This is a genomic window from Thermostichus sp. MS-CIW-25, assembly GCF_054060015.1.
In genome coordinates this window covers 48,194-73,524 of the sequence record NZ_JBSSCS010000011.1, presented here as the reverse complement: position 1 = coordinate 73,524, position 25,331 = coordinate 48,194, and the positions used below count along the sequence as shown (strand labels likewise).

Sequence of the window (25,331 nt, the reverse complement as noted above, 5' to 3'; positions counted from 1 at the left end):
TCCGGGCTTGTTTTGTTCTCTGGTAGAGCAGAACAGGCTCAGGGCTACTGAAAGCCCGCTCCGTACCGCTTAGCGGTCGGAGCCGGGTAGTTTACTAGAGGCACAGCCTTTCCTGGCAGCGCCGACCGCAGCCAACGCACCTCATGCGAGAAAGACTGGAAGACAGCCAGGAGGTGAGTGGTAGGCTGGTCTGGGGGCCGCAGTCCAACAGGGGTTCTGAGGTGCAGAACGGCACAGTCAGAAGGCCCGCAATGAGGGGAGCGTGAACGGGGTTTTTCGCCATGCTGGCGGCCTTATGGGCTTGGCTACAGCAGTTTAACTTTCTCAGCCTCTTGGACTGGGCTCTGGCCGTCTTTCTGTTGGCCTTGGCTCTCTATTACACCCGCGAGAGTCGTGCTGGGGTGCTGGTGCGGGGATTTATAGTGCTGTTGGTGCTGTACCTGGCCACAGCCTCTCTGCCCTTGGTTCACCTGATCTTGGATCGCCTGCTCCTGGGCGCAGCCGTAGCCATGGGCGTGCTCTTTCAACCGGAGTTTCGCCGGCTGCTGGAGCAACTGGCAAGAGCTATCCGCATGGAGTGGCCAAGCAACGCAGGCGACGACGAGGAGGATCCTGAGGAAGATTTGGTGGAAGAACTGGTGCAAGCGGTGCGAGAACTTTCCCAAAACCGCACAGGAGCGCTGATTGTCATCGAGCCAGAGCAGCCGATTGACTCGCGGGTCTTTACCGACAAAGGGGTACCTCTGCAGGCGCGGGTGTCGCGGGAGATCCTGCAGACCATTTTCCAGACTTCAACTTTGTTGCATGATGGGGCTGTGGTCATCCATCGGGATCGCATTCGCGCAGCGGGGGTAATCCTACCGGTTTCGGAGCGGGCCGCCTCTCGGCAACTGGGCACACGGCACCGTGCTGCGATGGGGATCACAGAACAGACCAATTGCTTGTGTATTGTGGTCTCAGAAGAAACGGGCTGCATCTCGCTGGCGGAGGGTGGGCGCATCGAGCGACCTCTGACCAGTGCCAAGTTACACGAACTGCTGGTACAGCGGTTGCGCAATCCCCGCGATGCCAAAAAACGAGATGCTCCGCTAAAGGGATTGTGGGCCCACCCCTGGTTTCGCAATGGGCCGCTGCGCTGGTGGGGATCCCTCTCCGATCTAACTAAACTCTTTCGCAAACCTGAGAAAACCCTCCCGAAAGACTGATCCCCATGACCCTTTCTCCTGCCCATCTTCTGCACTTGCCTGCCGACCTGGATCCCCAGTTGTTGCCCCGCCATGTGGCGGTGGTGATGGATGGCAACAGGCGTTGGGCGCAAAAACGGGGTTTACCCCGCAGCGTTGGGCATCAGCGAGGGGTAGCGGCCCTGAAGGAGCTGCTGCGCTGTTGCAATGATTGGGGGATCCCGGCCCTTACCGCCTATGCCTTCTCCACCGAGAACTGGGGCCGTGCCCGCGAGGAAGTGGATTTCCTCATGACGTTGTTCGAACAGGTGCTGTGGCGGGAGTTGGGGGAAATGGTGCAGCAGGGGGTGCGCATCCAGTTTGCCGGCCAGTTGTCGGCTCTGCCCCACTCTCTGCAGGAAACCATCGTGCATGCGGTGGAATGCACCCAGCACAACAAGGGCATTTGCCTGACGGTGGCCCTCAACTACGGGGGAAGACAGGAGATCCTGCAGGCCTGCCGCTCCATTGCCACCTTGGTGCAGCAGGGGCTGCTGCAGCCGGATCAGATTGACGAGGCCCTCTTTTCCCAATTTCTCTACACCACCGGCTTATCGGATCCTGATCTGCTGATCCGTACCAGCGGCGAGATGCGCATCAGCAACTTCCTGCTCTGGCAGATGGCCTACACCGAGCAGTATTTCACCCCCATTCTCTGGCCGGATTTTGACCGAGCCGCTTTTCACCAAGCCTTGCTTAGCTATCAGTCGCGGCAGCGGCGGTTTGGCAGGTGAGGTTCCAGGTTGAATATCTGTCGCAAACCGGCAGCTAGCGCAAAAAGCTGGTCACCAACCACATCACCGTAAACGTGATCCCCACCAACAGCGCGCCAGGAGCATCGCCACCGGTGAGAGGAAGGGCAATGCCGTAGGCCAACATCAGCCCCAGGCTCAGGCCCGCCAGGGCCAAGAGAAAAGCGCGAATGAAGCGGCGCTCTTTGCGGTACAGGAAATAGATACAAGCCATCAGCCCCAAGGCCAGTTGCAGCGAGGGGTACTCATCGGGAGCCAGGATAACCCAACCCCCCAGCCCACCCAGCAGCGCCGCAGGCCAGAGGGCATCGGCGGTAGAGGGGGTATCCAACCAGCGGCTGACCCAGGGGGGATTTTGGGCAGCAGGGCGAGGCAAACTCAGCTCCGGCTCAGGATGGGCAGCCCGTTGTTCGGCGTAGCGAATGCGATCGGGAACGGCGATTTTGCCCTCTTTGCGCAGGCGCAGGCGCTGCATCAGGATGGCATCGTAGGCTTGCTCCACCCGCTCTTGCTGCTGTTCATCGGCGCCCAAGCTGGCCAGGAGCCGAGCCCGCGCCGATTGAATCTCTTCAAAAGAGGCTTCTTCGCTAATTCCCAACACCTGATACGGACTCATCTCAGCCATAGCGACCAGCCCTTTAACTCTCTATCACCTTAACCCAGCCTGCCCAACCTTCGATCCGGCTACGTGACGGGGATCGACAACGGGGATTGAGTTGCCGCATTCCCCAAGGCTACGGATTTGGAGATGGAGGCAAGCTCCGTTTGTAGACATCGGGCTACATACTCGACCGCAGCGTAGGTGGTGGCTTTGCCAAGGCTAAGGCGAATGGATCCCAGTGCCTCGGCTTCCGAATAGCCCATGGCCAAGAGGATGCGGCTGGGGATCAGTTGGCCGCTGCTACAGGCGGAGCCGGCGCTAATGGCGATCCCCTGGCGGCTCAGAGCCCTGACCAGCACATTCCCGGGGATCCCTGCGGTGCAGTAGCTGAGGTGGTGGGGCAGACGCTGCTCCAAATCCACAGGGCCGGTCAGCCGCAAACCGGGCACCTCCGCCAGCAACTGGGCCAAATGCCGTTGCAATTGCCGTAGGCGGGCCGTTTCTTGGGACAGCTCCTGGGCCGCCAGAGCCGCCGCCACTCCCAAGCCGACAATTCCCGGGATCCCTTGGGTACCGGCGCGCAGCCGCCGTTCTTGCCCGCCCCCCCGCAGCAGCGGTCGCAGCTCCACCCCTGGGCGCACGTACAGTGCCCCCACCCCCTGCGGCCCGTAGAGCTTGTGCCCGGAAAGGGAGAGCAGATCCACCGGCAGTTGTGTCAGATCCAACGGGATCCGCCCCACCGTCTGCACAGCATCGCTGTGGAACAGTACCCCAGCTTGGCGGCAGATGTGGCCCAGCTCGGCAATGGGTTGCAGGGATCCCACCTCATTTTGCCCGTGGACGATGGAGACCAAAACGGTGTTGGGCTGCAAGGCTCGGATTAAAGTCCGGGGATCCACCTGGCCGGCGGCGTTCACCGGCAGACGGGTGACCTGCCAACCCTGGGACTGCAACTGGCGGGCAGCATTTTCCACCGAGGCGTGCTCGACGCTGGAGATGATGAGATGTTGGGGAGTAGAGTAGCGCTGGGCCACCCCAAAGAGGGCCAAGTTGTTGGATTCTGTCCCCCCCGAGGTAAACAGCAGCGCCTCCGGCTCACAGTTAAGCAGCTCGGCCACCTGCTGCCGCGCCCGCTCCATGACCATGGCGGCCCGTTCTCCCCACCCATGCAAGCTAGAGGGATTGCCCCAGCTTTCCTGCATCGCCATCCGCATGGCCTCAATGACCTCGGGCCGGGGGGGAGTGGTGGCGCTGTGGTCGAAGTACAGGGTGGGATCCAGAGGCAACATGAAGACTTCACAACCCAGGACTCAATGTCCTCATCTTAGTGCGGGGTTGTGGTCGGCTCATACCCCTTGGCGCAGCCGTTCTAGCACCCCGCGATCTTCGAGGGTGGAGGTATCGCCACTGATGCCGGCGCCAGCCGCCAAATCCCGCAGCAAACGGCGCATGATCTTGCCGGAGCGGGTTTTGGGCAGGGCCTCGGTGAAGCGAATTTCGCTGGGGCGGGCAATGGCCCCGATTTCGGAGACCACATGTTGCATCAACGCTTGGCGCAGCGCTTCGCTGGGCTCATAGCCCTCCGACAGGATGACAAAGGCCACGATCACCTCGCCTTTGAGGTCATCTGGGCGACCGACCACAGCCGCTTCGGCAACTGCAGGATGAGACACCAAGGCCGATTCAAGTTCCATCGTGCCGAGGCGATGTCCTGCCACATTGATGACATCGTCCACCCGGCCCATCACCCAAAAATAACCGTCTTCATCCCGGCGGGCCCCATCCCCGGCAAAGTAGAAATACTGCCCATCTTGGGGAGGGATCCGCTCCCAGTAGCTGGTGCGGAACCGCTGCGGATCTCTATAGATAGTGCGCATCATGCCCGGCCAGGGGCGACGGATCACCAAATACCCCCCTTCGGGTGCCGGGTTCCCCTCCATATCGACAACATCTGCTTGAATGCCCGGAAAAGGACGGGTAGCCGATCCCGGCTTGGTGGCGGTAACCCCCGGCAAGGGCGAAATCATAATGCCGCCGGTTTCGGTCTGCCACCAGGTATCCACAATGGGGCAGCGCTCGTTGCCGATGACGGTGTGGTACCACATCCAAGCTTCGGGATTGATCGGCTCGCCAACCGTGCCCAACAGGCGCAGCGAAGAGAGATCATGCCGACGGGGCAGGGCGTCGCCACTTCTCATAAAGGCCCGGATGGCCGTTGGAGCAGTGTAAAAAATGGAGATGCGGTGACGGGCGATTAACTCCCAGAAGCAATCGGGCTTGGACGGTCGCGGCGCCCCTTCGTACATAAACACCGTTGCCCCGTTGGAGAGGGGGCCATAGACGATGTAGCTGTGTCCCGTGATCCAACCGATATCGGCAGTACACCAGTAGATGTCTTCTTCGTGCAAATCGAAGATCCACTGGCAGGTGATGTGGGTGTAGAGGTTGTAGCCGCCGCTGGTGTGGACAACGCCTTTGGGCTTGCCGGTGGTGCCGGAGGTGTAGAGGATAAACAGCATCGCCTCCGAGTCCATCGGCTCGGCAGGGCACGCTTCCTCCAAGCCAGGAGCCAGCTCATGCCACCAAACATCTCGGCCTGGGGTCATCGGCACGGCTTGCCCCGTCCGCCGCACCACCAAGACGTTTTCGACAGTGGGCACTCCCTCTGCCAGCGCCAAGTCCACCTGCGGCTTGAGGGGGACAATCGCATCTTTGCGCCAGCCCCCATCGGCGGTGATCACGGCTTTGGCTTCCGCATCCCGCAGCCGCTCCTTGAGAGCCTCCGCGCTAAAGCCCCCAAACACCACCGTATGGGCTGCCCCGAGCCGAGCACAGGCCAGCATGGCCATGACGGCTTCCGGGATCATCGGCATGTAGATCCCCACCCGATCCCCTTTTTGAATGCCCAGGGCCTTCAGGCCGTTGGCCCAACGGCAGACCTCGCGATGGAGCTGCTCATAGGTCAAGGTGCGAATGTCCCCCGGTTCTCCCTCCCAGATCAGGGCCAGTTTGTGGCGGCGGCCATTTTCCAGGTGGCGATCCAAGCAGTTGTAGCTGAGGTTGAGCTGTCCTCCCACAAACCACTGCGCCTGGGGAGGATCCCAGTGCAACACCTGCTGCCAAGGCTGAAACCAGTGCAACTCCTGCCGAGCCAGCCGTTCCCAAAAACCTAAGGGATCCGCCTCGGCTTCCTGACAAAGCTGTTGGTAGCGACTGGGGGTGATGCGGGCCTGTTGCACAAACGAAGGGGGCGGGGGGAAAAGGCGCTTTTCCTGCAGGATGGATTCGAGGGCGGGTTGAGACATGGTCAAAGATGAGTGAGGAAAAGAAGTTCTGCAACGCCCACAGAAGGGCGAGGGGATGGAATTGCAGTAGAATACAAATCCCGGCGAGGGTAGGGCAAGGGATAGGCAGGCAATCTCAATTGATTGTAAAGATTCTGAAGATTTTTTGAATGAGAAGTGGTTCAGGGGTATTCCCAGGCAGGGCTCAGGTGAAAAAGGTGGCACGTTGGCGGTGCATCACCACCGACTCCACCAAGCCGATGGCCAGAAAATTGGTCAGCAGAGCCGAGCGGCCATAGCTCAAAAAAGGCAAAGGCAAACCGGTAATGGGGGCCAGGCCGATGGTCATGCCGATGTTGACTACTGCCTGAAACAGGATCATTGCCAGCACCCCAATGGTGATCAGGGATCCAAAATTGTCCTTGGCCCCTTGGGCAATCCAGATCAGCCGCGCACACAGGATCCAGAACAGGATCAGCACCGTCAGGGTGCCCACAAAGCCCATCTCTTCCCCAATGGCCGAGAAAATAAAATCCGTGTGCTGTTCGGGGATAAAGTCCAGTTGGGTTTGGGTGCCCTGCTGGATGCCCTGTCCCCAGAGGCCACCGGCCCCGATGGCAATGCGGGATTGAATGAGGTGATAGCCGGATCCCCAAGGCTCTTGCATGGGATCGATGAAAATCTCCAGCCGCCGCCGCTGATAGGGCTTGAGAAGGTGCCAAGCTAGCTGCCCCAACTGCCCCGAGAGCAGGTTGATCACCCCAAAAGTTACGGCCCCCGTCCACCGCCAGGGGAGACGCCAAGCGGCCAACCCCGCCATTCCCAGACACCAGAGCAGCCAAATCCAAAGCATCCAGCTCTGCTCTGGGCGAGTGTGTAAGCCATAGAGAATGGCTCCCACCCCCGGCGACAAAAGCAAGAGGATCCAACTGCCCTTGGCCCCGGCCCAGTAGAGCATGACCAGCACAATCACCACAAACACCAGGGCAGTGCCCAGGTTGGGCTGCAGGAAAATCAAGATCCAGGGGGGAGCGACGACGGCAACAGCCACCCAAATCTGGCTGAAGTATTTGATCGGCCAGTGGTGCAGGAGAGCGGCCAGGGTGATGATTACCCCCAGCTTGGCAAACTCAGAAGGCTGCACCTGAAAGCCGGCGATGGAGAGCCAGCGCTCCGCTCCTCCGCCTGCTGTGCCGAAAAAGAGCACTGCAATTAAACTCGCCAAGGTCAGGAAGTAGGTGAACCAGTGCCAGCGCAACAGCCGCTCATATGGAATCCGGGCCACCACTCCCAAAAACGCCAGGCTGATCCCGGCCATGATCAACTGCTGTACCCAGTAGTGGCTGATGGGCCGCTCCCAGACCGCACTGCGGATAGCAACAATACCGATGCCCGTCAAGGCCAGCACTGTGGCCAGCAAAATGCCATCGAACTCCCGCCAAGGAGCCAAGATTTGCCGCAGGAGCTTTTTCCACCCAGGCTGAGAAGACACCTTTGGGTCAGCGTTGCCCAGCAATAGACCCGATCCTCCAAAGCAAGGCCAGCCTCAGTTTGACATACCCCCTGCCCTACCGACTTGTTTTCTCATCACTCGCGTTGAGTGTCGATTCCTCGTCGATCCATTTTCTGGCGTGTTCGCCTCCTCTGATAGGGCCTCAGTAGTGCTCCGCACCGCTGTCGCGAACAGGTCAGCCCTCCTCAAGTTGATCCTGCTCAGATTGGCTGGACTCAGGATTCTTTCATTCCCAGCTCTGCAGTTGCCCTAGCCAAGCGGAGATGTGGGATCCCACTTCTTCTCGACGCCGTTCAAAATTGGCTGCCGTCCAAATGAGGAGCAGGCCCAGCAGGATCCCAGTGGCCCAGAACAGCAGCGAATAAGCTGTCACCAGTAGCCATCCCTGCCGCAGGATCCCCAGCCCAAAAGCCAGCGTGCCCACGAAGAGATAAGCTCTTACCCGCAAGGCCAAGCCCAGCAGACCCAAAGCTAAGCCCAGCCCCACCGGCCAAAATCCCGCCCACAGTTGCCCGTGGGTTTCCACCATCACCACCAGCAGCCATGTGCCCAAGGAAACCAGCCGCAGCCAATGTCGCCCCTGTCGCCCGCTGGCTTCCTGTAATCCCGGATCCACCTGGGCCACATAGAGCAGGGATCCCACCAAGGGTAGAGCGGAGAACGTGAGAGAAGACCAGTCCTGTTGCTGGATGTAATCCCAGAGGATCCAGTTGCTCAAAAACAAGCTGATGTAGCCCAGGCGCACCTGGGATCTCCAGACGGACAGCAGAGCATAGTAGGTTGCCCCCAACAGCAGATTAAGGGTGTTGTTTCCTCCCCCGGTTACCAGAAACGCAGTCAGGGGTAGCACCAAGGCCGTATTGTGCCAGGGATCCGACGGCCAGCCCCACCCTCGCCAGGGCAAGCCATGGTAAACCAGCCCCAGCCCACAGAGCAGGGATCCGGCCCATCGCGCTATGGATAGCTGCGGCAGCCCCAGGAACACACCGCCCAGCAGAACCCCAGCTCCTTGCCATGCACTGAGGTAACCCCAGACCGTTGGCGCCCAATTTCGCTCTGTCGGAGATTCTGAAGTTGAGGTTCTCGCCTGTCCGGCGGCATAGGCCACCAGGCCGGATCCCGTCAGCACCCAGAGGAGCTGTCCCCAACGGCTGAGGCGAGGATCGAAAAGGGCAGACCAGAGGACAAGGCTGGCCAGAGCCCAGTTGGCCAAGGCCATCCAGCGCAACCCAGCTCTTTTAAGCTGCAGGGTCGCCGCCAGCCAAGGGGGACAAAAGCCGTAGCCCCAGGCCAAGCTCAGCCCTAACAAAGCGATCAACACCAACCCATTTGCCAGGGATCCCCTAGTTCGCTGGCTGAGGAAGTAAACCCAGCTCTCGTAGGCGGCCACAGACACGCCCCAAGCGCCCAGGAGCCCTTTCCAGTTGGCAGGACGGAGGTCTTCCCGGCCTTGCTCTTGCGCCCGTTGGACCGCCTGTCGACGCCCCAGGCCCAGCAACACGATGGAGAGACCTAAGCTGCCCAAGCCCGTTACCTCACTCCACTGGGCATGGGATCCCAGCCAGCCCAACCCTGCATAGATCAAAGGCCCCGTCCGCCAGAAGCTCAGGGCCCTGACCTGTTGCAGGAGCTGCCCCCCCAAAGACTTTGTCCCACCAGCGCGATCGGGCCGCTCAAAGAGGAGTTTCTCCGGCCCAATCCAAAAGAGGATCCCCAGGCTTAGATTGATGACGGCAAGCAGAGGGGCAACAGGACGGGATCCCTGTACCACCCACAAGAGGCTGCTGGCCACCAACAGCTCCAAAGCCCAGATCAGCCCATAGGACAGCCCCTCCATTACAGACCATGAGATGGCCGACGAAGCCTCCTGACCGCTGCCGCCAGTTGAGACATCCTCCGCCCTGGAAGGAGACGGGCTTTCGCTCTCCAAGCCAGCAGGATGGACACCGCCGTCGCGATAAAAAGCGGGAGCCACTTCCACCCAAAGCCGCAAAACAATGGCCACCAGGACAGTCCCAGAGGCCAGGGTCAGAGCCACTGGGGAATCCAGGTACTTTCCACCACCGATGCGACCTGCTTCTGGCTGCAATGTCTGCAACGTTAGGGAAAGTAAAAGTACGATCCCCAGCAGAAAGCCAAAGCCATCCAGCACCGGTCGGTAAGCTGCCCGAAGGCGGGGAGAGAGGTAGTGGAACGGAGTCCCTAGGCTGTAGCGACAGCCGCTAGTGCTCCGCACCGCTGTCGCGAACAACAGCAGCACCCCCAAGGCCGTCAGCCATTCTGACTCCGTTAAAGCGGGGAACAGCCGATGGATTCCCACCAGACCGAACCCCCAGCCAAACGTCACTGTCAACAGCACCTCTGCTGGAACAACTGCGTTGGCGGTGTGGAGCTCATGGTCGGCGGAGGGGAAAGAGGCCCACACCCACACCTGAGTGGCCATCAGCAGCAACCCCAAGCCCAGACCCAGAAACTCAACCCCCGGCCTTCCAAAGGTGAGTAACTGGGCCAGCAAAAGGGAGAGAACTGCCGGGAAACGCAAAGACCCGCGCTCCGGGATCCCCTGCCGCCAGGAAAGGGATCCCACCTCCCCTTGCTCTGGGCTCTGCAGCCAGCGGGGCATGAACTCCAGGGGGGGCAGGGCCAATACCTGAGCTGCCGTTAAAGCAAGAGGCACCAGCAGCCACAGCCAGCCCATGGATTGTTCACCAGTCGCAGACGAATCAAGGAACCGTTGCAGCAAAAACGCCAAGTAGCTGGATCCCACCAACACCGACCCTATGCCATCTGCACTTCGCTGCCACAGCCCCACGGGCAATCCCCAAAAGCGCCCTGACCCACCCAGAGCCACCCGCCCTGCCCATTGCAATAGACCCACCAACAGCAGAACCACTCCCCAAGCGGACAAGCTAGTGCTCCGCACCGCTGGCGCGAACAAGTCGGGCAAAAGCCAGCGGATCCCGGCTAGCAGTGCCCCCACTCCGTAGGCGTGGGTCAGGAGTACCCAAAGAAAGTTGGGAGTTTCTCCTGATCTGGACTTTTGTTGTAGCCACCAGGCCAGGATCCCGGCGCTCAAAAGCAAGTGCCAAAAGCGAATGGCCGGATAGGGAAGGCTCAAGAGCAGCAGGGATCCCCCTAGCCCCAAAACCAAGCGCTCTGTTGGTTCCACCAGCCCAGAAAAGTCTGTCTCGCCGGCTTCTGGAGTGCTCCTCTGCCAGCGGGCCGCCAACCCCAACCACAGCACCTCGTAGGGCAGTAGCACCAACCCCAGCAATCCCCAGGAGGAATCAAGGGGCTGAAACCAGTTGATCACTGTAGCCACAACTGCTTGCCGCCAGCTTGGGGGCCACACCTGCCAAAAAGCCCAGCAAGTTTCCAGGCCCAGCAAGAATAGCAACGTCAAATGCACCCTGAGGATCTCGTCCTGCTGACGCGACTGGGTGTGTCGGCGCAGACGCCCGGTTAGAACATGGATCCCCAGCAGGCTAATGCCCGGCAACTGCCAGCCGCTGAAACGGCTCTCCGCCAAGCCAATGGCGGCCAGCAGCCAGCCCACCACCAACAGCACCCAGCTTCCATCCCACCAGCGGGAGAGCATCCCCTCCTGAGCGCCTTCTGCTACGATGTGCGGGGATCCCTGGGGCCATTCCGCTGCCAGCCAACCCAACAGGGCCACCGCCAACCCCAACTGCGACACTTGGACATGCCCAGACAGCAGCCCCCGCAGGATCAACAGGGATCCGGCAGCCCCGATTAGCCAGAGCCTGGAGCCCCGTAATTCTAGAGACCGGCGGCTCCAGGTGTAAATCACGGTGCTGAGGATCCCCAGATACAGGATCCCCAGGGCAACCGTGGGGCGAAGCTCCTGCGGCCCCAGGCTCCAGAAAGCGTGCAAGCCGGAGAGGGACAAAAAGTTCACCAAGGTTCCATAAAAGGCGTATCCGGCACTAGTGCTCCGCACCGCTGGCGCGAACAAACCCAGCGAGCGCACCTGCCGCCCAGCCGCCAACGGGATCCCCAGCAGCAAGCCCAGCGCCAGGATACGGATCCCCCAAGGGATCCCCAGCCCATCCAGCGCCCACACGTTCACCGGCACCAGCAGCAAGGCAATGGCCTCGAGAGTCTGGCCGGTTAGACGCAGCCCTTCCTGCCGCTGAGCCCACCCAGCGCCCGCCCCAAAAGCCGCCGTGTAGGCCAAGAGCACCCCATACTGGGCAGTTGGGGAAAATTGCTCCCAGCGGCTGGCCGCCAGCACCCCGGAGGACACCACCACCAAAAACAGGCCCAGCAGCAACAGCCAAGTCACGCTTAGCTCGGACAGCAAGTTCCGCAGCAAAACAGCCAGTGCCGGGGGAGAGGGGGACAAGGACTCCGTCCGAGTAGCGCGATAGTGCTCCGCACCGCTGGCGCGAACAGGTTGAGGGGCAGCTTGGGGCTCTTCTCCCGCCTCAACTCCAGATCCAGCCAGGCGAGCATTTCTTTCCCGCACCATCCCCGGGATCCAAATCAAATCCAGGAGCTGACCGATCCCCAGCAGCCCAAAGGTCAACAGCCAGAGCAAACCCGTCCGCCAGCGGCCCAGATAAAAACGGTGCAGGCCACAGATGCCAAACAAACCCAAAATCCAGAGCACGTAGGCCGAGCCAAGACGAGCCGGGATCTCGTCGCTGGGGGAAACTGCCGCTGACCTTGGTTCCTCCCCCTCTAGCCGATACTGCTCCACCAGCAAGCGAAAGTGCTCTGGAGTCAGCAAGCTCAGCTCCAGCCAGGCCCGCAAACCCTGCAAGACTTGCTGCCGGGATCCCCGAACGGTGAGCTGCAAAAGGACGTCGTCCGAGGAGCGCGAACGGTCAGATTGCGGCTCCTCTGTTCCTGAGGGCGGAGCGCGATCCTGGGATCCCATGGCCGGACTCCTTGAGCAAAAGGCTTGGGGCTACTGCTACTCTAAGCCTTGCTCTAGCCGGTTGCCATGCCGTTCTCAAATCCTTCTCCTGCTGCGGCAAAGCGAAAGAGCTACGCACCGCTGACGCGACCGCTAGAGGGCTTCGATTAGCCCTCTAAACCTCAGTCGGGATCCCTGGGATCTCGCTGCTGTGAGTGCTGCGCAAGACGGGAAGCGTCATCATCTGTCCCAGGCGTGAAACGGTGAGCTCCGCCGCCGGAATGGGTTCCGAGACCTGTCCGCCGCTGAACACCATCACTCGGTCGCTGTACTGCAGGATCTCGTCCAAATCCGCCGAGGCAAAAAGAATAGCCGTACCCGCTTGGGTGCGTTCCAGCAATTGCCCCCAGACCCACAGCGCCGACTCAATGTCCAACCCTCGCGTTGGGTGCTCCATCAGCAAAAGACTCAGGGGCGTGGGCAAGAGAGCCAACTGACTGCGCTGTTGGTTGCCCCCCGAGAGTTGCTCCACCCGGCTGTAGGGGTGACCCCGAATGCTGAAGTGTTCGATGGCCGCTTGGGCCTGCTGACGGGCCAGAGCCCAGTTGATCCAGGGATCCTGCTGCTGGAGGGCAAAATGCTCCTGCAACGTTAGGCCGGGGATCAGCCCTTCCCGCAGCCGATCCGCCGGAGAAAACCCCACCCCACAGCGCAGGTAGTCGCCGTAAGGACGGCCTGTCATCTCCTGCCCCCTCAACAAGATCTGGCCCCGCCTGGGCGGCAACAACCCTGCACAGGTGAGCAGGAAAGAGCGTTGCCCACTGCCCTCCAAACCGGCCAACCCAATCACTTCCCCCGGCTGCACCGCCAGATCTGGCGAAGCCAAGGCAAACGGCTCATGCCGCACCACCAGGGAGCGCAACTCCAACAGGGGATCCGCCCTCCTTTGCGGAGAATGGGGCCGAGCCGGGGGTGCCAACTCCCGCCCGAACATCCAATCGATCAACTGCTGTTCCAACAGGGCAATGTCTTCACCCCTAACAGGCAGCTCCCCCACCACCTCCCCCTGCCGCATCACCGTCACCCGATCGCAAAGGCATTCCACATCGGCCAGCTTGTGGGAGACGAAGATCACCGATTTGCCCTGCCCCGCCAGCCTTCTCAGAGCCGCGAACAAAAGATCTTTTTGCGCTGCAGAAATGCCCGTCGTCGGCTCATCCAAAATCAAGGTGTTGATCCCCAGGGAAAGCAACCGCAGCATTTCCAGTTGTTGCCGTTCCCCCACCGTCAAGCTGCCGATGGCTCCATCGGGGTTGAGGTTGAAACCAAACTCTTCACAGGCTTTCTCAAGACGTTTCCGGCTTTCTCGCAGCCCCAAACCCAAGCGCCCCCGCTGCCCGGCAATAAAGTTTTCCAGCACCGTCAGAGAAGGAAAATCCAAGGGATCCTGGTGCAACATGCCAATGCCCAGACGAATGGCCGCTGCAGGGCTGTTGATGCGAACCGGTCGCCCATCAATCCAAATCTCCCCCTTATCACAGCGCAGAAAGCCGCTCAGGATTTTGACCAAGGTACTTTTGCCGGCCCCGTTTTCCCCAAGCAGGCCGTGGATCGTGCCCGCCTCCACCCGTAAGGACACATCGCGGTTCGCCTGTACCGCCCCAAAACGCTTGTGGATGTGCAGCAGCTCGACCTTCATTCTGCTCATAGTAACCTGCCTCCCCAGAAAATCCCCAAGAATACAGTTGCTGAGGTTGCAAGTGCTGGTGCTACGATAGCGACAGCTCGCCGTTAGGCGTTGGCTGCGGACGAGTTCAGCATCGATCTGTGGTTCGCCCTGCCCCTCTTCTCCGCCCTTCCCCCCTGCCACCCATCTCGGATAGCAACCGCCTCAAAATCTTCTCAGGCAGCGCTAACCCGGCTCTGGCTCAAGAGGTGGCGCGTTACTTGGGCATGGATCTGGGCCCGATGTTGCGCAAGCGCTTTGCCGATGGCGAGCTGTACATCCAAATCCAAGAGTCGATCCGGGGTGCTGATGTCTACTTGGTGCAGCCCACTTGCCGCCCCGTCAACGACCACCTGATGGAACTGCTGGTGATCATCGATGCCTGTCGCCGCGCCTCTGCCCGGCAGATCACCGCTGTCTTGCCTTACTACGGCTACGCTCGTGCCGACCGCAAAACGGCAGGCCGAGAAGCGATCACCGCCAAGCTGGTGGCCAACATGATTACCCAGGCGGGAGCTCATCGCGTGCTGGCTATGGATCTGCACTCGGCCCAGATTCAAGGCTACTTCGACATTCCCCTCGACCACGTCTACGCCCAGCCGGTATTACAGGCTTACCTCAAGGAAAAGGGCTTGCTCGACGAAGACATTGTGGTCGTCTCTCCCGATGTGGGGGGTGTGGCCCGTGCCCGTGCCTTTGCCAAAAAACTCAAGGAAGCCCCTCTGGCAATCATTGACAAGCGCCGCCAAGCCCACAACGATGTGGAAGTCATGAATCTCATTGGGGATGTGCGGGGGAAAACTGCCATCCTTGTGGACGACATGATCGATACCGCAGGCACCATCTCGGAAGGGGCAAAATTGCTGCGCAAGCTGGGAGCCAAAGCGGTTTATGCCTGCGCCATTCATCCTGTTTTTTCTGAGCCGGCCATTCAACGCCTGCGGGGTGGCCTGTTTGAAGAGGTGATCGTCACCAACACCATCCCCATCCCTCCAGAGCAGCACTTTCCCGAGTTAACCGTTCTCTCGGTAGCCAATGTGCTGGGGGAAGCGATCTGGCGCATCCATGAAGATAGCTCCGTCAGCAGCATGTTTCACTAAAGTAAGTTTCAAAGTAAGTTTCTCCAGAGTATCGCTAGAGTAGAGTGGGTGCAGAATGGGTGCGCCTGCTGGGGATCCCTTGCTCTTTTTCCCTGTACAGACCAACCCAACAGGTGCTCCTGATCCACCGTGATGGACTGGGTTGAGCCAGCTCCTCGGCCAGGTTTTCCCATGTCACCTCCCATCTCTCGCTCGCCAAGATCCGTTGTGCACGGTTTTGCTTTCCCGCGGACTGCTCCCAGGGAAGGGCCGTCCCTTCGAACTGAACTGGGTACAGCGCTGTACCCGCTGTTGCAATTGTTGGGTCAACTGTTGAAAGTACCTTTGGTCTATCTAGAACTGGCCCAGCCGGGATCCGATCCCCACTCGCCTTCAAAAGGGATCCTCTACCGGGATCCGCAAAGGATCCCAGCCGGAGAACCTTTCAACCCCGATGTCGGCTCTGAGCAATGGCCTTTTCATGAGTCCTTTCTCTTGCAAACTGAGCAGGGGATCCGGTTGGCCGATCTGCACCTGCTTGACTGCCACCCTCGCCAATTGAGCTCCTCTGAACGGGAACAGATTGACCTCGTTGGCCTCAGCCTGAAGCAAATCCTTCTCCAGGCCCAGGAGCATCGGCAGACCCTTGAGCAGCTCCAATCCCAACTGCAAGACAGCCGCAGCACTGCTGCCCGCTACCAGCAGATCTTCGAGAACGCCGTCGAAGGCATTTTTCAAACCACCCTAGAGGGCAAATATCTGGTTGCCAACCCGGCCTTGGCCCATATTTTCGGCTACGAATCCCCTGAGGATTTGATGCACAACGTCTCCGATATTGGCACCCAAATCTATAGCGATCCGGAGCAGCGAGCCGAATTCATTCAGCGCATGCTAAAAGAAGGTCAAGTTGTGGATTTTGAGCACCAAGTTTGCCGCAAAGATGGCAGACTGATTTGGATTTCTTTAAATGCCCGCACCATCTACAACGACCAGGGGGATCCCCTCTATTTTGAAGGATTTGTTACCGACATCACAGCATCCCGTCAACTGAAAGAACGACAACAACAATTGGAAGAGGCCCGCCGAGAGAGCGAGCATCGTTTTCTGCAACTGGCAGAGAATACGCAGCAACTGTTTTGGATCACAACACTCTACAGCAAAGAGCTGATCTACGTCAGCCCAGCCTGCGAAGCCCTTTGGGGCCTTTCCGCCGAAGAGGCTTACGCCAACCCCCAAGCCTGGATGCGCCAAATCCACCCCGACGATCGCTGGTTGTTCCCCACCATCCTCAAAGCCCAATCGGAGGGCAAATCCACCGATGTCGTCTTCCGCATTTATCGCACCGATGGCCGCCTGATTTGGTTGCGGGAACGCACTTTTCCCATCGCCGACAAAGAGGGCAAAATCTATCGGGTAGCAGGGATCGCCGAAGACATCACCGAGTCCAAGCAACTGGAGGCCGAACGTCGTCGGATAGAGCAAGCCTGGCAACAAAGCGCCAACCATTTCCGGCAGATTTTCGAGCTGGCCCCCAATGGAATTGCCCTTGTGGACTTGCAGGGGCGGTTTATCCAGGTCAACGATGCCTTTGCCCAGATTGTCGGCTACACCCCCGAAGAATTGAAGCATCGGCAGCAACTGGACATTCTCCACCCCGAAGATGTCAACCCACTGCTGGGGGCCAATGAGGCTTTGTTGGCGGGGAAGGTCTCCGTCAGCCAGCGCCAGATTCGCTACACCCATCGTTCCGGCCAGGTTGTTCATGTGCTGTTTCAGGCCACCCTTCTCACCGACGAGGAAGGACAGCCCACCCAGTTTCTCAACCAGGTGATCGACATCAGCGCCCGTGTGGAGGCAGAAATTGCCCTCAAAGAAAGTGAAGAACGCTTCCGCCAATCCTTTGAGTGGGCTCCCATCGCCAAGGCCATGACCCACCTGGATGGCACCTATTTGCAGATCAACGCCGCTTTTACCGAAACCCTGGGCTACACCCTGGAGGATCTCAAGGGGAAAACCGTCCTTGACATCACCCATCCCGACGACATCGCCACCACCCTGGAAAACAGCAACCGCCTGCTGGCCGGCGAGGTGCATCAGTGGGAACAGGAGCAACGCTACATCCACAAGAACGGCCAAATTGTCTATGCCATTCTCCGCATCACTCTGGTGCGCACAGCCCAAGGGGATCCCAGCTACTTTCTAAGCCAGATTTTGGACATTACCGAGCGCAAGCAAGCTGAGGCAGCCCTTCGCCAAAGCGAGCTGAGTTTGCGGGGCATTTTCGAGCAGTCAGCCCTGGGCATTTCCATCGTCGATCATCGGGGCCATTACCTAAAAGTGAACCCCGCTCTGGAAGAGATCTTGGGCTATAGCGCTGCCGAACTGACCCACATGAGCTTCTGCGACCTCACCCATCCCGAGGACATTCAGGAAGATTGGCAACTCTTCCAGGAGGTTTTGAACGGCCAACGGGATCGCTACCACCTGGAAAAACGCTACATCCACCGCAGCGGAAAGGTGGTTTGGTGCCGCCTGGCAGTCTCTGCAGTCCGGGATCCCGAGGGCAAAAACCTCTTCATCATCGGCATTTGCGAAGACATTACCGAAGAAAAACGGGCAAAGCTGCAGATCCAAGCTGCCCTTCAGGAAAAAGAAGTCCTGCTGCGGGAGATTCACCACCGCGTCAAAAACAACCTGCAAATCATCTCCAGCCTGCTGCGGCTCCAAGCTGACCAAATCAAAAGCCGCAAGTACGCCCGCGTTTTTAAGGATGCCGGCAGCCGTATTCAAGCCATGTCTTTGATCCACGAAGGTTTGTACCAATCCAACAATCTGGCCGCTGTGGATCTCAAGCAGTACCTACACAATTTGATCTCCAACCTCTTTCACTCTTACGGGGTAAACCCCGAGAGCATTCGCGCCAACATCCGCGCCGAAGGGATCCGCCTCAACCTGGACGATGCGGTCTTGTGTGGCCTGATCATCAACGAGTTGGTGACCAACAGCCTCAAGTATGCCTTCCCGAAGGGCCGCAGTGGAGAGATAGAGGTTTGTTTCAGCCAAACCCGCAAATATACTCAGTTGCGAGTCTCCGACAATGGCGTTGGCTTGCCCCCGAACTTTGACTTCAAGGAAACTCAATCTCTGGGTTTACAACTGGTTGCAACCCTCACCGATCAGCTACAGGGCAAGATACAATTGAGGAGCAAACCGGGTACCACCTTCATCATTACCTTTCCGAGGAGCGAGCCTTGAAGAGAATTCCACCCCTTGTCAAAGGCAGTATCCTGGTCGTCGAAGACGAGAAGATCATCGCCAAGGACATTGCCAACGTTCTGAAAAAATTTGGCTACGCTGTGCCCGCCATTGCTTCTTCCGGGGAAGAAGCGATCCGAAGGCTGGAAGAGATGCCGGTGGACTTGGTCTTGATGGATATCGTCCTAAAAGGCGATATCGATGGCATAGAAGCCGCCAAGCGGATCACCGAGCGCTTCAACATTCCGGTGGTGCATCTGACGGCCTACGCCGATGAGGACACGCTCTCCCGCGTCAAAGAGACCCGACCCTTTGGCTACATCATCAAACCCTTCAAAGAGCGGGAACTCTACACCACCATCGAAATTGCCCTGCACAACCACCGCCAGAGCCTCGAGAACCGCAAGCTGGAAGAGAAAAGAATCGAGGAGCTGCGGCAAAAACTGCAGCAGTTGCAGCAGTTCACGGACGTGAAGGGCACTCTGTTCAAGAAATTCTTGCAGGATCTGAGCGAGCCCCTCTCGAACCTCAGCTTTGCCTTGGGGCTGCTCAAAGATGCCGAGTCGGAGCAGAAGCGGGAACACTACCTGCAGGTGCTGGAGGATGAATTTCGCCGTGAGCTGGAGCTGATCCACCAGACCTCTAACCTGGAAAATCTCCTGAACCTGGAAAATGTCGGCCTGTTGAGCCAGTTCAGCCTGCTGCGTCCCCAGGAGCCCAGCCCTGGTCACCGGTTGGAGCAGGAAGCACCCACCCCTGCAACCACGCCCTCCCAGGAGTCGGCAGGCTCTGCCCCCGCACCCAGCCCCACTGCCGCCACAGCGCCACGGGCACCGCTGCGCCCCCTCAACCAGACTCAGTTGGCGGAACGTTTGGGGGTGGTGGTTTCCGCCATTACCTATTGGAAATTCAAAACCGGGTTTCCGGAGTGGAGCCGCAGCCGGGATCCCGAGGGCATTTCTTGGCGCTATTCCCCCGATTCCAAGCGCTTTTCGCCCGTGCCCTAGCTAGCGTTGCAGCACTTCCACCCGCACAGGTGCCAGCCCCGAGCGCACCATCCCCAACACCTCTGCCGCCCGCAGGGAGAGGTCGATGATCCGACCGGGGATAAAAGGGCCGCGATCGTTGATGCGCACGACAGCCTGGCGTCCGTTTTTCAGGTTGGTCACCCGTACCTCGGTGCCAAAGGGCAGGGTGGGGTGGGCAGCCGTCATCTCATGGCGGGTTGGGTGCAGGTCATACCAAGAAGCAATGCCCTCTTGCACAGGCCCAACCACGCGGACAGGGGCGGGTTCCTGTTGAGGGGCTGTTTTCGGCTTGGAACCTGCAACAGCGGCTTTGGCGGTCAGAGCAGCCGGTTGAGGCAGGGCCGGAGCTGCAATGGGCGGGGCATCGAGCAGCAGACGGCGCAGACGATTGGCAGCCAAAACAGCCACATCCACCGGGCGCTGGTTGTCGATCAACAGCACTCCATCGTCGATGCGCAGCAATTCCTTGTTGTTGACCTGAATGGTGTAGAGAGGAACACCCAAGCCTTGTTCGGCCAATTCCAAACCTGCCCAACCTAGGGTGATGGTGGTGTCTTTCAGGGATCCCTGGGCCATTTGGTTGAGCTGGGCCACAAGGGTGCTGGCCCGCATCAGCGGTGGTTCTAGCCCAGGGTGCTCGACAAAACTGACAATGGGCAGATCCCGCACATAGACAGTAACCACCTGTTGCCCGTCCATCTGATAGTCGTAGAGGGTGGAGATGGGCTGGTTGGTGTGCTGCTGTTGTTCGCCGATCTTGAGAATGGGTTCTTCTGCTCGACGGGGCAGGATCGCCCGGCGAGATCGGTTCAAGGGATGATCCAAGTTCAGGGTACCCAGTTTGGCAGGGGCAAGACCTTTGTGGTCGGAGATAGAGGTTTGGGGAATTCTCGGCAGCGTTCTGACTGGGGCTGCGGCAGCAGTGGCGGGTTGGGAAGGGGGAACGAGGTCGGTGGCCGGGGAGGGCAATTGGGAGTCAGATGACAGCTCTGCTGCTCGGGTGTTGGGGGATCCGGTTCGCGTTGAGGCTTGTGCTCGCGAAGTCAAGCTGCCCAACATGCCTGCCGGCAAGCCCAAAGCCGTGACACAGAGACAACTGACCAAGCCCATTTTGCGGGCGGGATCCAGTCCCTGTCCAAGCTGTTTCCAATTTCGCATGAGGCCGCGCTCCTCTCCAATCTCGTACAACTTCCAGTGCGACGGTTAAAACAGAAGTTAATGTACCATAGGTTTCTGAGTTGACCCGTTTGTACGGTCGGACACAGGAGCTCAAGTCTTGATAGCATAAGGGGTTTTGGCATTTTGGACTACCGCTCAGCAGGGGTTGACATCGATCTGGGCCACGCCTTTGTCAGGGGGATCCGCGAGCGCGTTGAACGGATTCAAATTCCGTCCTCAGGTTCTTCAGGAACCTTGGGCGGCATCGGCGGCTTTGCCGGTCTGTTTGAGCTGCCGACGGGGTATCAAGCGCCGGTGTTGGTGGCGGGCACCGATGGGGTGGGGACAAAGCTGGACATTGCCCAGCAGTGGGGTCAGCACCGGGGGGTAGGTGTTGATCTGGTGGCGATGTGCGTCAACGACGTGCTGACGGTGGGGGCCCGGCCGCTGTTTTTCTTGGACTATGTGGCCACTGGCAAGCTGGAGCCAGAAGCCCTGTTGCAGGTGATCGATGGCATCTTGGCGGGCTGCCAGGAAGCGGGCTGCCAACTGCTGGGCGGGGAAACGGCGGAGATGCCGGGGTTTTATCCCCCTGGGAAGTACGACCTGGCCGGGTTTTGTGTGGGAATTGTGGAGAAGGCGGCCATTCTGGATGGGTCGCGGGTACAGCTTGGGGATCGGTTGTTGGCTTTGCCCAGCAGCGGCCTACACAGCAACGGCTACAGCTTGGTGCGGCGGATTGTGGCCGACCGGGGTTGGCGCTGGGATCACCGGCCTCCCGGCTGGGATCGGCCTTTGGCGGAAGTATTCCTCACCCCCACCCGCATCTACGTGCAGGCGGTGCAGCGGCTGCAGGCAGCAGGGATCGCCATCCACGGCATGGCCCACATCACTGGCGGCGGGATCCCGGAAAACTTGCCCCGCTGTTTGGCCCCCAACCAGGCGGCGCGGCTGCAGCCCCATAGCTGGCCCATCCCACAGGAGTTTCTCTGGCTCCAAGAACAGGGCCAGGTGGAGACCTTGGAGATGTTCCGCACCTTCAACCTGGGGGTGGGCTATGTGCTGGTGATCCCCCCTGAGGCGGAAAATCAGGTGAGATCCCTGCTCCCCGAAGCCTTCCCCATTGGGGAGGTGGTGGCGGCCTGTCCAGGGGAAAGCCGCGTTCTGGGACTGGAACAGTGGGGATCCCTCACAAGCCCTGCCGACTAGCCAACCGATGGATCCCCACCAAAAGGGGGAAAGGGATCCCAGTTCCCTCGACTCATCCTCGCCGTCGCTATGCTAAGTTGGCATGTGGCCTCAGCGCTGTTGCCCGCCTTCTTGCCCGAGCCTGCTTCCCGACATTTGTCCTCTTTGGGAATAGGGGTAACTCGGCCTTGGACCGTTTGCTAATCGCTGCTGACCCTCTAGGTTAGGAGTTGCTGATGACAGGTTTACCCACTGCTCGTGCAACCGCGGGTGCCATCGAAGTTGAGCATCTGAGCAAAACCTACGGCAGCTTCACTGCCATCCGCGATGTTTCCTTCCAGGTGAACGCCGGCGAGATCATGGGGTTTTTGGGGCCGAACGGAGCTGGCAAGACCACTTCCATGCGCATTTTGGCGGGGTATCTGCCTGCCAGCGAGGGGACGGCGCGGGTGGCCGGGTTTGATGTTCACGAAAACTCGATGGCGGTGCGGCAGCGCATTGGCTATCTGCCGGAAAACCCACCCCTCTACCCCGACATGACGGTGGAGGCGTATCTGCACTTTGTGGCCCAGATCAAGCGGGTCAGCGCTGGCGATCGGCCCAGGCGGGTGGACGAGGCGATCCGGCGGTGCAGCCTGGAAGAAAAGCGCCACACCCTCATCCGCAAGCTCTCCAAGGGGTTTAAGCAGCGGGTGGGCATCGCCCAAGCTCTGGTTCACGACCCGCCGGTGATCATCCTGGATGAGCCCACCATTGGGCTGGATCCCAAGCAGATTATCGAGGTGCGCAAGCTCATCAAGAGCCTGGCGGGGGAGCACACCATCATCCTCTCCACCCACATCCTGCCCGAGGTGAGCATGACCTGCGACCGAGTGGTGATCATCAACCGCGGCCAGGTGGCGGCCATTGGCACCCCCGCTGAGCTGACAGCCCAGCTCCAGGATCGGCAGCAGGCAAAGCTGGTGGTGGGGGCAACCGAGGCAATGGCCATCCGGACGGCCCTGCAGCCTTTGCCCCAAGTGGAGGTGGTGAGCCTACAGCCCTTGGCGGCGGATCCCTCCCGCTGGCAGGTGCAGCTCAAGAGCAACGCTGCCGCGGACGGCTGGATCCCGGAGGCAGCCAAAGCGCTGGTGCAGGCGGGGATCGACCTCTACGAGATAGGCCGCCCGCAGGCTTCTTTGGAAGAGATTTTCCTGCAGCTCACTACGCAAGAGGGATCTGAGGGCGCATTGGAGGAAGCGGCATGAACGGAGTGGTTGCCATTTTTCGCAAAGAGCTGCGCGGCTACTTCACCTCCCCCATTGCCTATGTGGTGGCCGCGGTGTTTTGGGGACTGGCGGGGTTTTTCTTCTTTAATATTCTGGTGCGGGTGATCAGCTTTTCTCAGCAGGTGGATCTTTTCGCCCAGTTCGGCCAGGAGAACCCTTTTGACGCCGCCACCATCCTGTCACAGCAGTTTCTCAACCTCTTGGGCACCCTCTCCTTATTTCTATTGCCCATCTTCACCATGAGCTCCTATGCCGAGGAGCGGCGGCGAGGCACGATGGAGCTGCTGGCTACTTCTCCCATCACCAACTTGGAGGTGGCCCTAGGCAAATGGTTGGCGGTCTGGGTGTTTTTCATCACGCTGCTGCTGCCGCCGCTGGTCTACCATGTGCTGGTGCTGAGCAGCGCCAACCCGGCAGTGGACTACCGCCTGACCCTGATGGGTTATGTGGGCCTAACCCTGCTGGCGGGTAGCGTTATGGCCTTGGGGTTGTTTATCTCTTCTCTGACAGACAGCACCCTCATCGCAGCAGTGGCCACCTTTGGCTTGATTTTGTTGCTCTGGGTGATCGACGCGGCAGCCGGCCAGGAGGAGAACTGGATTGCCGCGACGCTGCGGCATGTGTCTTTGCTGCAGCAATACAGCAACTGGGTGCAAGGGATCCTCAGCAGCAGCAGCCTCATTCTTTTCTTGAGCATCATCGTCCTGGGGCTGTTTGCCACGGTGCAATCGGTGGAAAGCCTGCGCTGGCAACAGAGCTGAGGTCAGATGGGAGGAGTGTGGTGTTTGCGGCAGCGGTGCGGAGCATTATGAAGGACTGGCGCGCGCTATTGGACTGGACAGGGATCCTGGGCATTGGCGTCATCGCCATTGGCCTGGTGGTGGGATCCGCCTTTACCGGTTGGACGGCTGTGCCCCTGAGCATGCTGGAAACAGGTTTGGCCCTGCTGGTGGCTTGGGGCATCACCCACCGGCAGGAGGTGGGGGTCTTCCTCGGTTTGCGTTCCACCCAGACCAACGCCAACATCCTGGTGGCGGTGGCGGCGATGGCCGTCATTCTAGTGCTGGTGAATGTGGTGGCGGTGCGCTACGACCTGCGGCTGGATCTCACCGAGGAGGGCCTGTTTACCCTGTCGCCCCAAACCCGGCAATTGGTGCAGGGATTGGTGCAACCGGTCAAAGTTTGGGTGGTCACCACTGCGCCGGATCCCAATCTGCGGGAACAACTGGAGCGCTATCGCCGCCTTAACCCCAACCGCTTTCAGTTTGAGTTTGTGGATCCCAATCGGGATCCCTTGACCATTCAACGGCTGCAGGTGACGCAAAACAACACCCTGGTGGTGGAGGCCGGAGAAAGCCGACAACAACTGCCCCAGCCCCCTGCTCCTGACCTGGAGAGCAGACTGACCCCTGTCTTGTCCAAAGTGGTCAACCGAGGGGAGTTAGTGGCCTATTTCGTGCAAGGGCATGGGGAAGTGGGGCTGCAAGCGAGGGAAGGCGCCCCAACTCTGGCTCAGGCGGCGGCAGCCCTGGGCCAGGAAGGCTATCGGGTAGAGCCCCTCAACTTGGTGCAAGCGGAGATCCCAGAGGATGCGAATGTCCTGGTGCTGGCGGGGCCACAGCGGGCTTTGTTCCCCGGCGAGGTGGAGAAACTGCAGGATTACCTGGCCGAGGGAGGACGGCTGCTGTTGTTGATTGGGCCACGGGTGGATGCCGGCCTGGATCCCTTGCTGGAAGAGTGGGGCGTGGTCTTGGGGGATGACATCATCCTGGAGGCGAGCAGCATCAGCCAGCTTCTGGGGACAGGGCCAGCCGTAGCTTTGGTTACTGACTACGGGGATCACCCCATTACCGCCCCCTTGGCCGCCCAGCGGCTGATGACCCTCTTTCCCTTAGCTCGTTCGGTAGAAACCCAAGCTCGGGAAGGGATCCAAGCCACGCCCTTGCTGCGCACCGGCCCGCAAAGTTGGGGGGAGACCAGTCCTGAGCTGGAACGTGGCCCCTTGCAATTCGATCCGGATCAGGACAAGCCCGGCCCCCTCACCTTGGGTGTTGCTTTAACCCGCCGTTTGGACGCCGACCAGGCCGACACAGGATCCCCGCAGGAGGCCCGCCTGGTGGTGATCGGCAATGTCAACTTCGCCCTCAACGGCAACTTGCGGCAGCAGGGCAACCGGGATCTCTTCTTGAACACCCTCAACTGGCTGACTGAGCAAACGGAGCAGATCTCCATCCGCCCCAAATCCATCACGGATCGCCGCCTCACCCTGACCGGTCAAACCTTCCGCTGGCTGGTGCTGGGATCGACGGTGCTTTTGCCCTTGGCGGCCCTGGGATCCGGAGCTGCCCTGTGGTGGCAAAGACGGTAGAGCTGG

16 protein-coding genes are annotated in these 25,331 nt (G+C 59.9%); 9 read left to right on the top strand and 7 right to left on the bottom strand.

Annotated elements, in window-relative coordinates; translation table 11 throughout:
* The first annotated feature begins 281 nt into the window (after positions 1-281).
* On the top strand, positions 282-1,205 hold the full coding sequence (cdaA, locus tag ACVWZ1_RS06125) for a diadenylate cyclase CdaA (protein WP_457466481.1): 924 nt from the start codon (positions 282-284) through the stop codon (positions 1,203-1,205).
* A 5-nt stretch (positions 1,206-1,210) separates the two neighbouring features.
* Entirely contained in the window at positions 1,211-1,957 is a 747-nt protein-coding gene (locus tag ACVWZ1_RS06120; protein WP_457466482.1) for an isoprenyl transferase, read from the top strand.
* A gap of 34 nt (positions 1,958-1,991) precedes the next feature.
* Here ACVWZ1_RS06120 and ACVWZ1_RS06115 read toward each other — a convergent pair whose 3' ends face one another.
* From ACVWZ1_RS06115 to ACVWZ1_RS06090, 6 genes are all read right to left on the bottom strand, one after another.
* Positions 1,992-2,591, bottom strand: a complete 600-nt coding sequence (locus ACVWZ1_RS06115) for a CPP1-like family protein (protein ID WP_011433251.1) — start codon at positions 2,589-2,591, stop codon at positions 1,992-1,994.
* Between the two features lie 68 nt (positions 2,592-2,659).
* Positions 2,660-3,865, bottom strand: a complete 1,206-nt coding sequence (locus ACVWZ1_RS06110) for a cysteine desulfurase family protein (RefSeq protein WP_457466483.1) — start codon at positions 3,863-3,865, stop codon at positions 2,660-2,662.
* A gap of 57 nt (positions 3,866-3,922) precedes the next feature.
* Entirely contained in the window at positions 3,923-5,881 is a 1,959-nt protein-coding gene (acs, locus tag ACVWZ1_RS06105; RefSeq protein WP_414373677.1) for an acetate--CoA ligase, read from the bottom strand.
* Between the two features lie 184 nt (positions 5,882-6,065).
* Positions 6,066-7,376: a rod shape-determining protein RodA gene (gene rodA / locus ACVWZ1_RS06100; protein ID WP_414355699.1), complete on the bottom strand. Its 1,311-nt coding sequence runs from the start codon at positions 7,374-7,376 to the stop codon at positions 6,066-6,068.
* Between the two features lie 223 nt (positions 7,377-7,599).
* Complete coding sequence (locus ACVWZ1_RS06095; RefSeq protein ID WP_457502857.1) at positions 7,600-12,276, bottom strand: NINE protein; 4,677 nt, start codon at positions 12,274-12,276, stop codon at positions 7,600-7,602.
* A 154-nt stretch (positions 12,277-12,430) separates the two neighbouring features.
* Positions 12,431-13,963, bottom strand: coding sequence for an ABC transporter ATP-binding protein (locus ACVWZ1_RS06090; RefSeq protein WP_457502855.1), 1,533 nt, complete (start codon positions 13,961-13,963; stop codon positions 12,431-12,433).
* 119 nt (positions 13,964-14,082) lie between these two features.
* Between ACVWZ1_RS06090 and ACVWZ1_RS06085 the strand changes: the two genes are divergently transcribed.
* From ACVWZ1_RS06085 to ACVWZ1_RS06075, 3 genes are all read left to right on the top strand, one after another.
* Positions 14,083-15,081: a ribose-phosphate pyrophosphokinase gene (locus ACVWZ1_RS06085; protein WP_011433256.1), complete on the top strand. Its 999-nt coding sequence runs from the start codon at positions 14,083-14,085 to the stop codon at positions 15,079-15,081.
* Between the two features lie 312 nt (positions 15,082-15,393).
* Positions 15,394-18,315 (top strand): PAS domain S-box protein, encoded by a 2,922-nt coding sequence (locus ACVWZ1_RS06080; RefSeq protein WP_457502854.1) that lies wholly within the window; start codon positions 15,394-15,396, stop codon positions 18,313-18,315.
* Entirely contained in the window at positions 18,312-19,322 is a 1,011-nt protein-coding gene (locus ACVWZ1_RS06075) for a response regulator (protein WP_457502853.1), read from the top strand. Before ACVWZ1_RS06080 ends, ACVWZ1_RS06075 begins: the two co-directional genes overlap by 4 nt.
* Here the strand turns inward: ACVWZ1_RS06075 and ACVWZ1_RS06070 are convergent, their stop codons facing one another.
* Positions 19,323-20,501 carry a septal ring lytic transglycosylase RlpA family protein gene (locus tag ACVWZ1_RS06070; RefSeq protein WP_457502852.1) on the bottom strand — a complete coding sequence of 393 codons (1,179 nt, stop codon included), beginning with the start codon at positions 20,499-20,501 and terminating at the stop codon, positions 19,323-19,325.
* Between the two features lie 144 nt (positions 20,502-20,645).
* Between ACVWZ1_RS06070 and purM the strand changes: the two genes are divergently transcribed.
* The 4 genes from purM to ACVWZ1_RS06050 all read left to right on the top strand — a co-directional run bounded on the left by purM (position 20,646) and on the right by ACVWZ1_RS06050 (position 25,325).
* Positions 20,646-21,710, top strand: a complete 1,065-nt coding sequence (gene purM / locus ACVWZ1_RS06065) for a phosphoribosylformylglycinamidine cyclo-ligase (protein WP_457502851.1) — start codon at positions 20,646-20,648, stop codon at positions 21,708-21,710.
* Positions 21,711-21,925: 215 nt separating this feature from the next.
* Positions 21,926-22,936, top strand: coding sequence for an ABC transporter ATP-binding protein (locus ACVWZ1_RS06060; protein ID WP_457387269.1), 1,011 nt, complete (start codon positions 21,926-21,928; stop codon positions 22,934-22,936).
* A complete protein-coding gene (locus ACVWZ1_RS06055; RefSeq protein WP_414343288.1) occupies positions 22,933-23,718 on the top strand; it encodes an ABC transporter permease in 786 nt (261 codons plus the stop codon). Before ACVWZ1_RS06060 ends, ACVWZ1_RS06055 begins: the two co-directional genes overlap by 4 nt.
* Before the next feature lie 47 nt (positions 23,719-23,765).
* Positions 23,766-25,325: a GldG family protein gene (locus ACVWZ1_RS06050; RefSeq protein ID WP_457502850.1), complete on the top strand. Its 1,560-nt coding sequence runs from the start codon at positions 23,766-23,768 to the stop codon at positions 25,323-25,325.
* The last annotated feature ends 6 nt before the right edge of the window (positions 25,326-25,331 follow it).

Coding starts and splice junctions, on each gene's coding strand:
- ACVWZ1_RS06060 (WP_457387269.1), top strand. CDS start 21,926: ATGACAGGTTTACCCACTGCTCGTGCAACCGCGGGTGCCATCGAAGTT.
- acs (WP_414373677.1), bottom strand. CDS start 5,881: ATGTCTCAACCCGCCCTCGAATCCATCCTGCAGGAAAAGCGCCTTTTC.
- ACVWZ1_RS06115 (WP_011433251.1), bottom strand. CDS start 2,591: ATGAGTCCGTATCAGGTGTTGGGAATTAGCGAAGAAGCCTCTTTTGAA.
- ACVWZ1_RS06090 (WP_457502855.1), bottom strand. CDS start 13,963: ATGAGCAGAATGAAGGTCGAGCTGCTGCACATCCACAAGCGTTTTGGG.
- ACVWZ1_RS06110 (WP_457466483.1), bottom strand. CDS start 3,865: ATGTTGCCTCTGGATCCCACCCTGTACTTCGACCACAGCGCCACCACT.
- ACVWZ1_RS06070 (WP_457502852.1), bottom strand. CDS start 20,501: ATGCGAAATTGGAAACAGCTTGGACAGGGACTGGATCCCGCCCGCAAA.
- ACVWZ1_RS06120 (WP_457466482.1), top strand. CDS start 1,211: ATGACCCTTTCTCCTGCCCATCTTCTGCACTTGCCTGCCGACCTGGAT.
- ACVWZ1_RS06055 (WP_414343288.1), top strand. CDS start 22,933: ATGAACGGAGTGGTTGCCATTTTTCGCAAAGAGCTGCGCGGCTACTTC.
- ACVWZ1_RS06095 (WP_457502857.1), bottom strand. CDS start 12,276: ATGGGATCCCAGGATCGCGCTCCGCCCTCAGGAACAGAGGAGCCGCAA.
- cdaA (WP_457466481.1), top strand. CDS start 282: ATGCTGGCGGCCTTATGGGCTTGGCTACAGCAGTTTAACTTTCTCAGC.
- ACVWZ1_RS06050 (WP_457502850.1), top strand. CDS start 23,766: ATGAAGGACTGGCGCGCGCTATTGGACTGGACAGGGATCCTGGGCATT.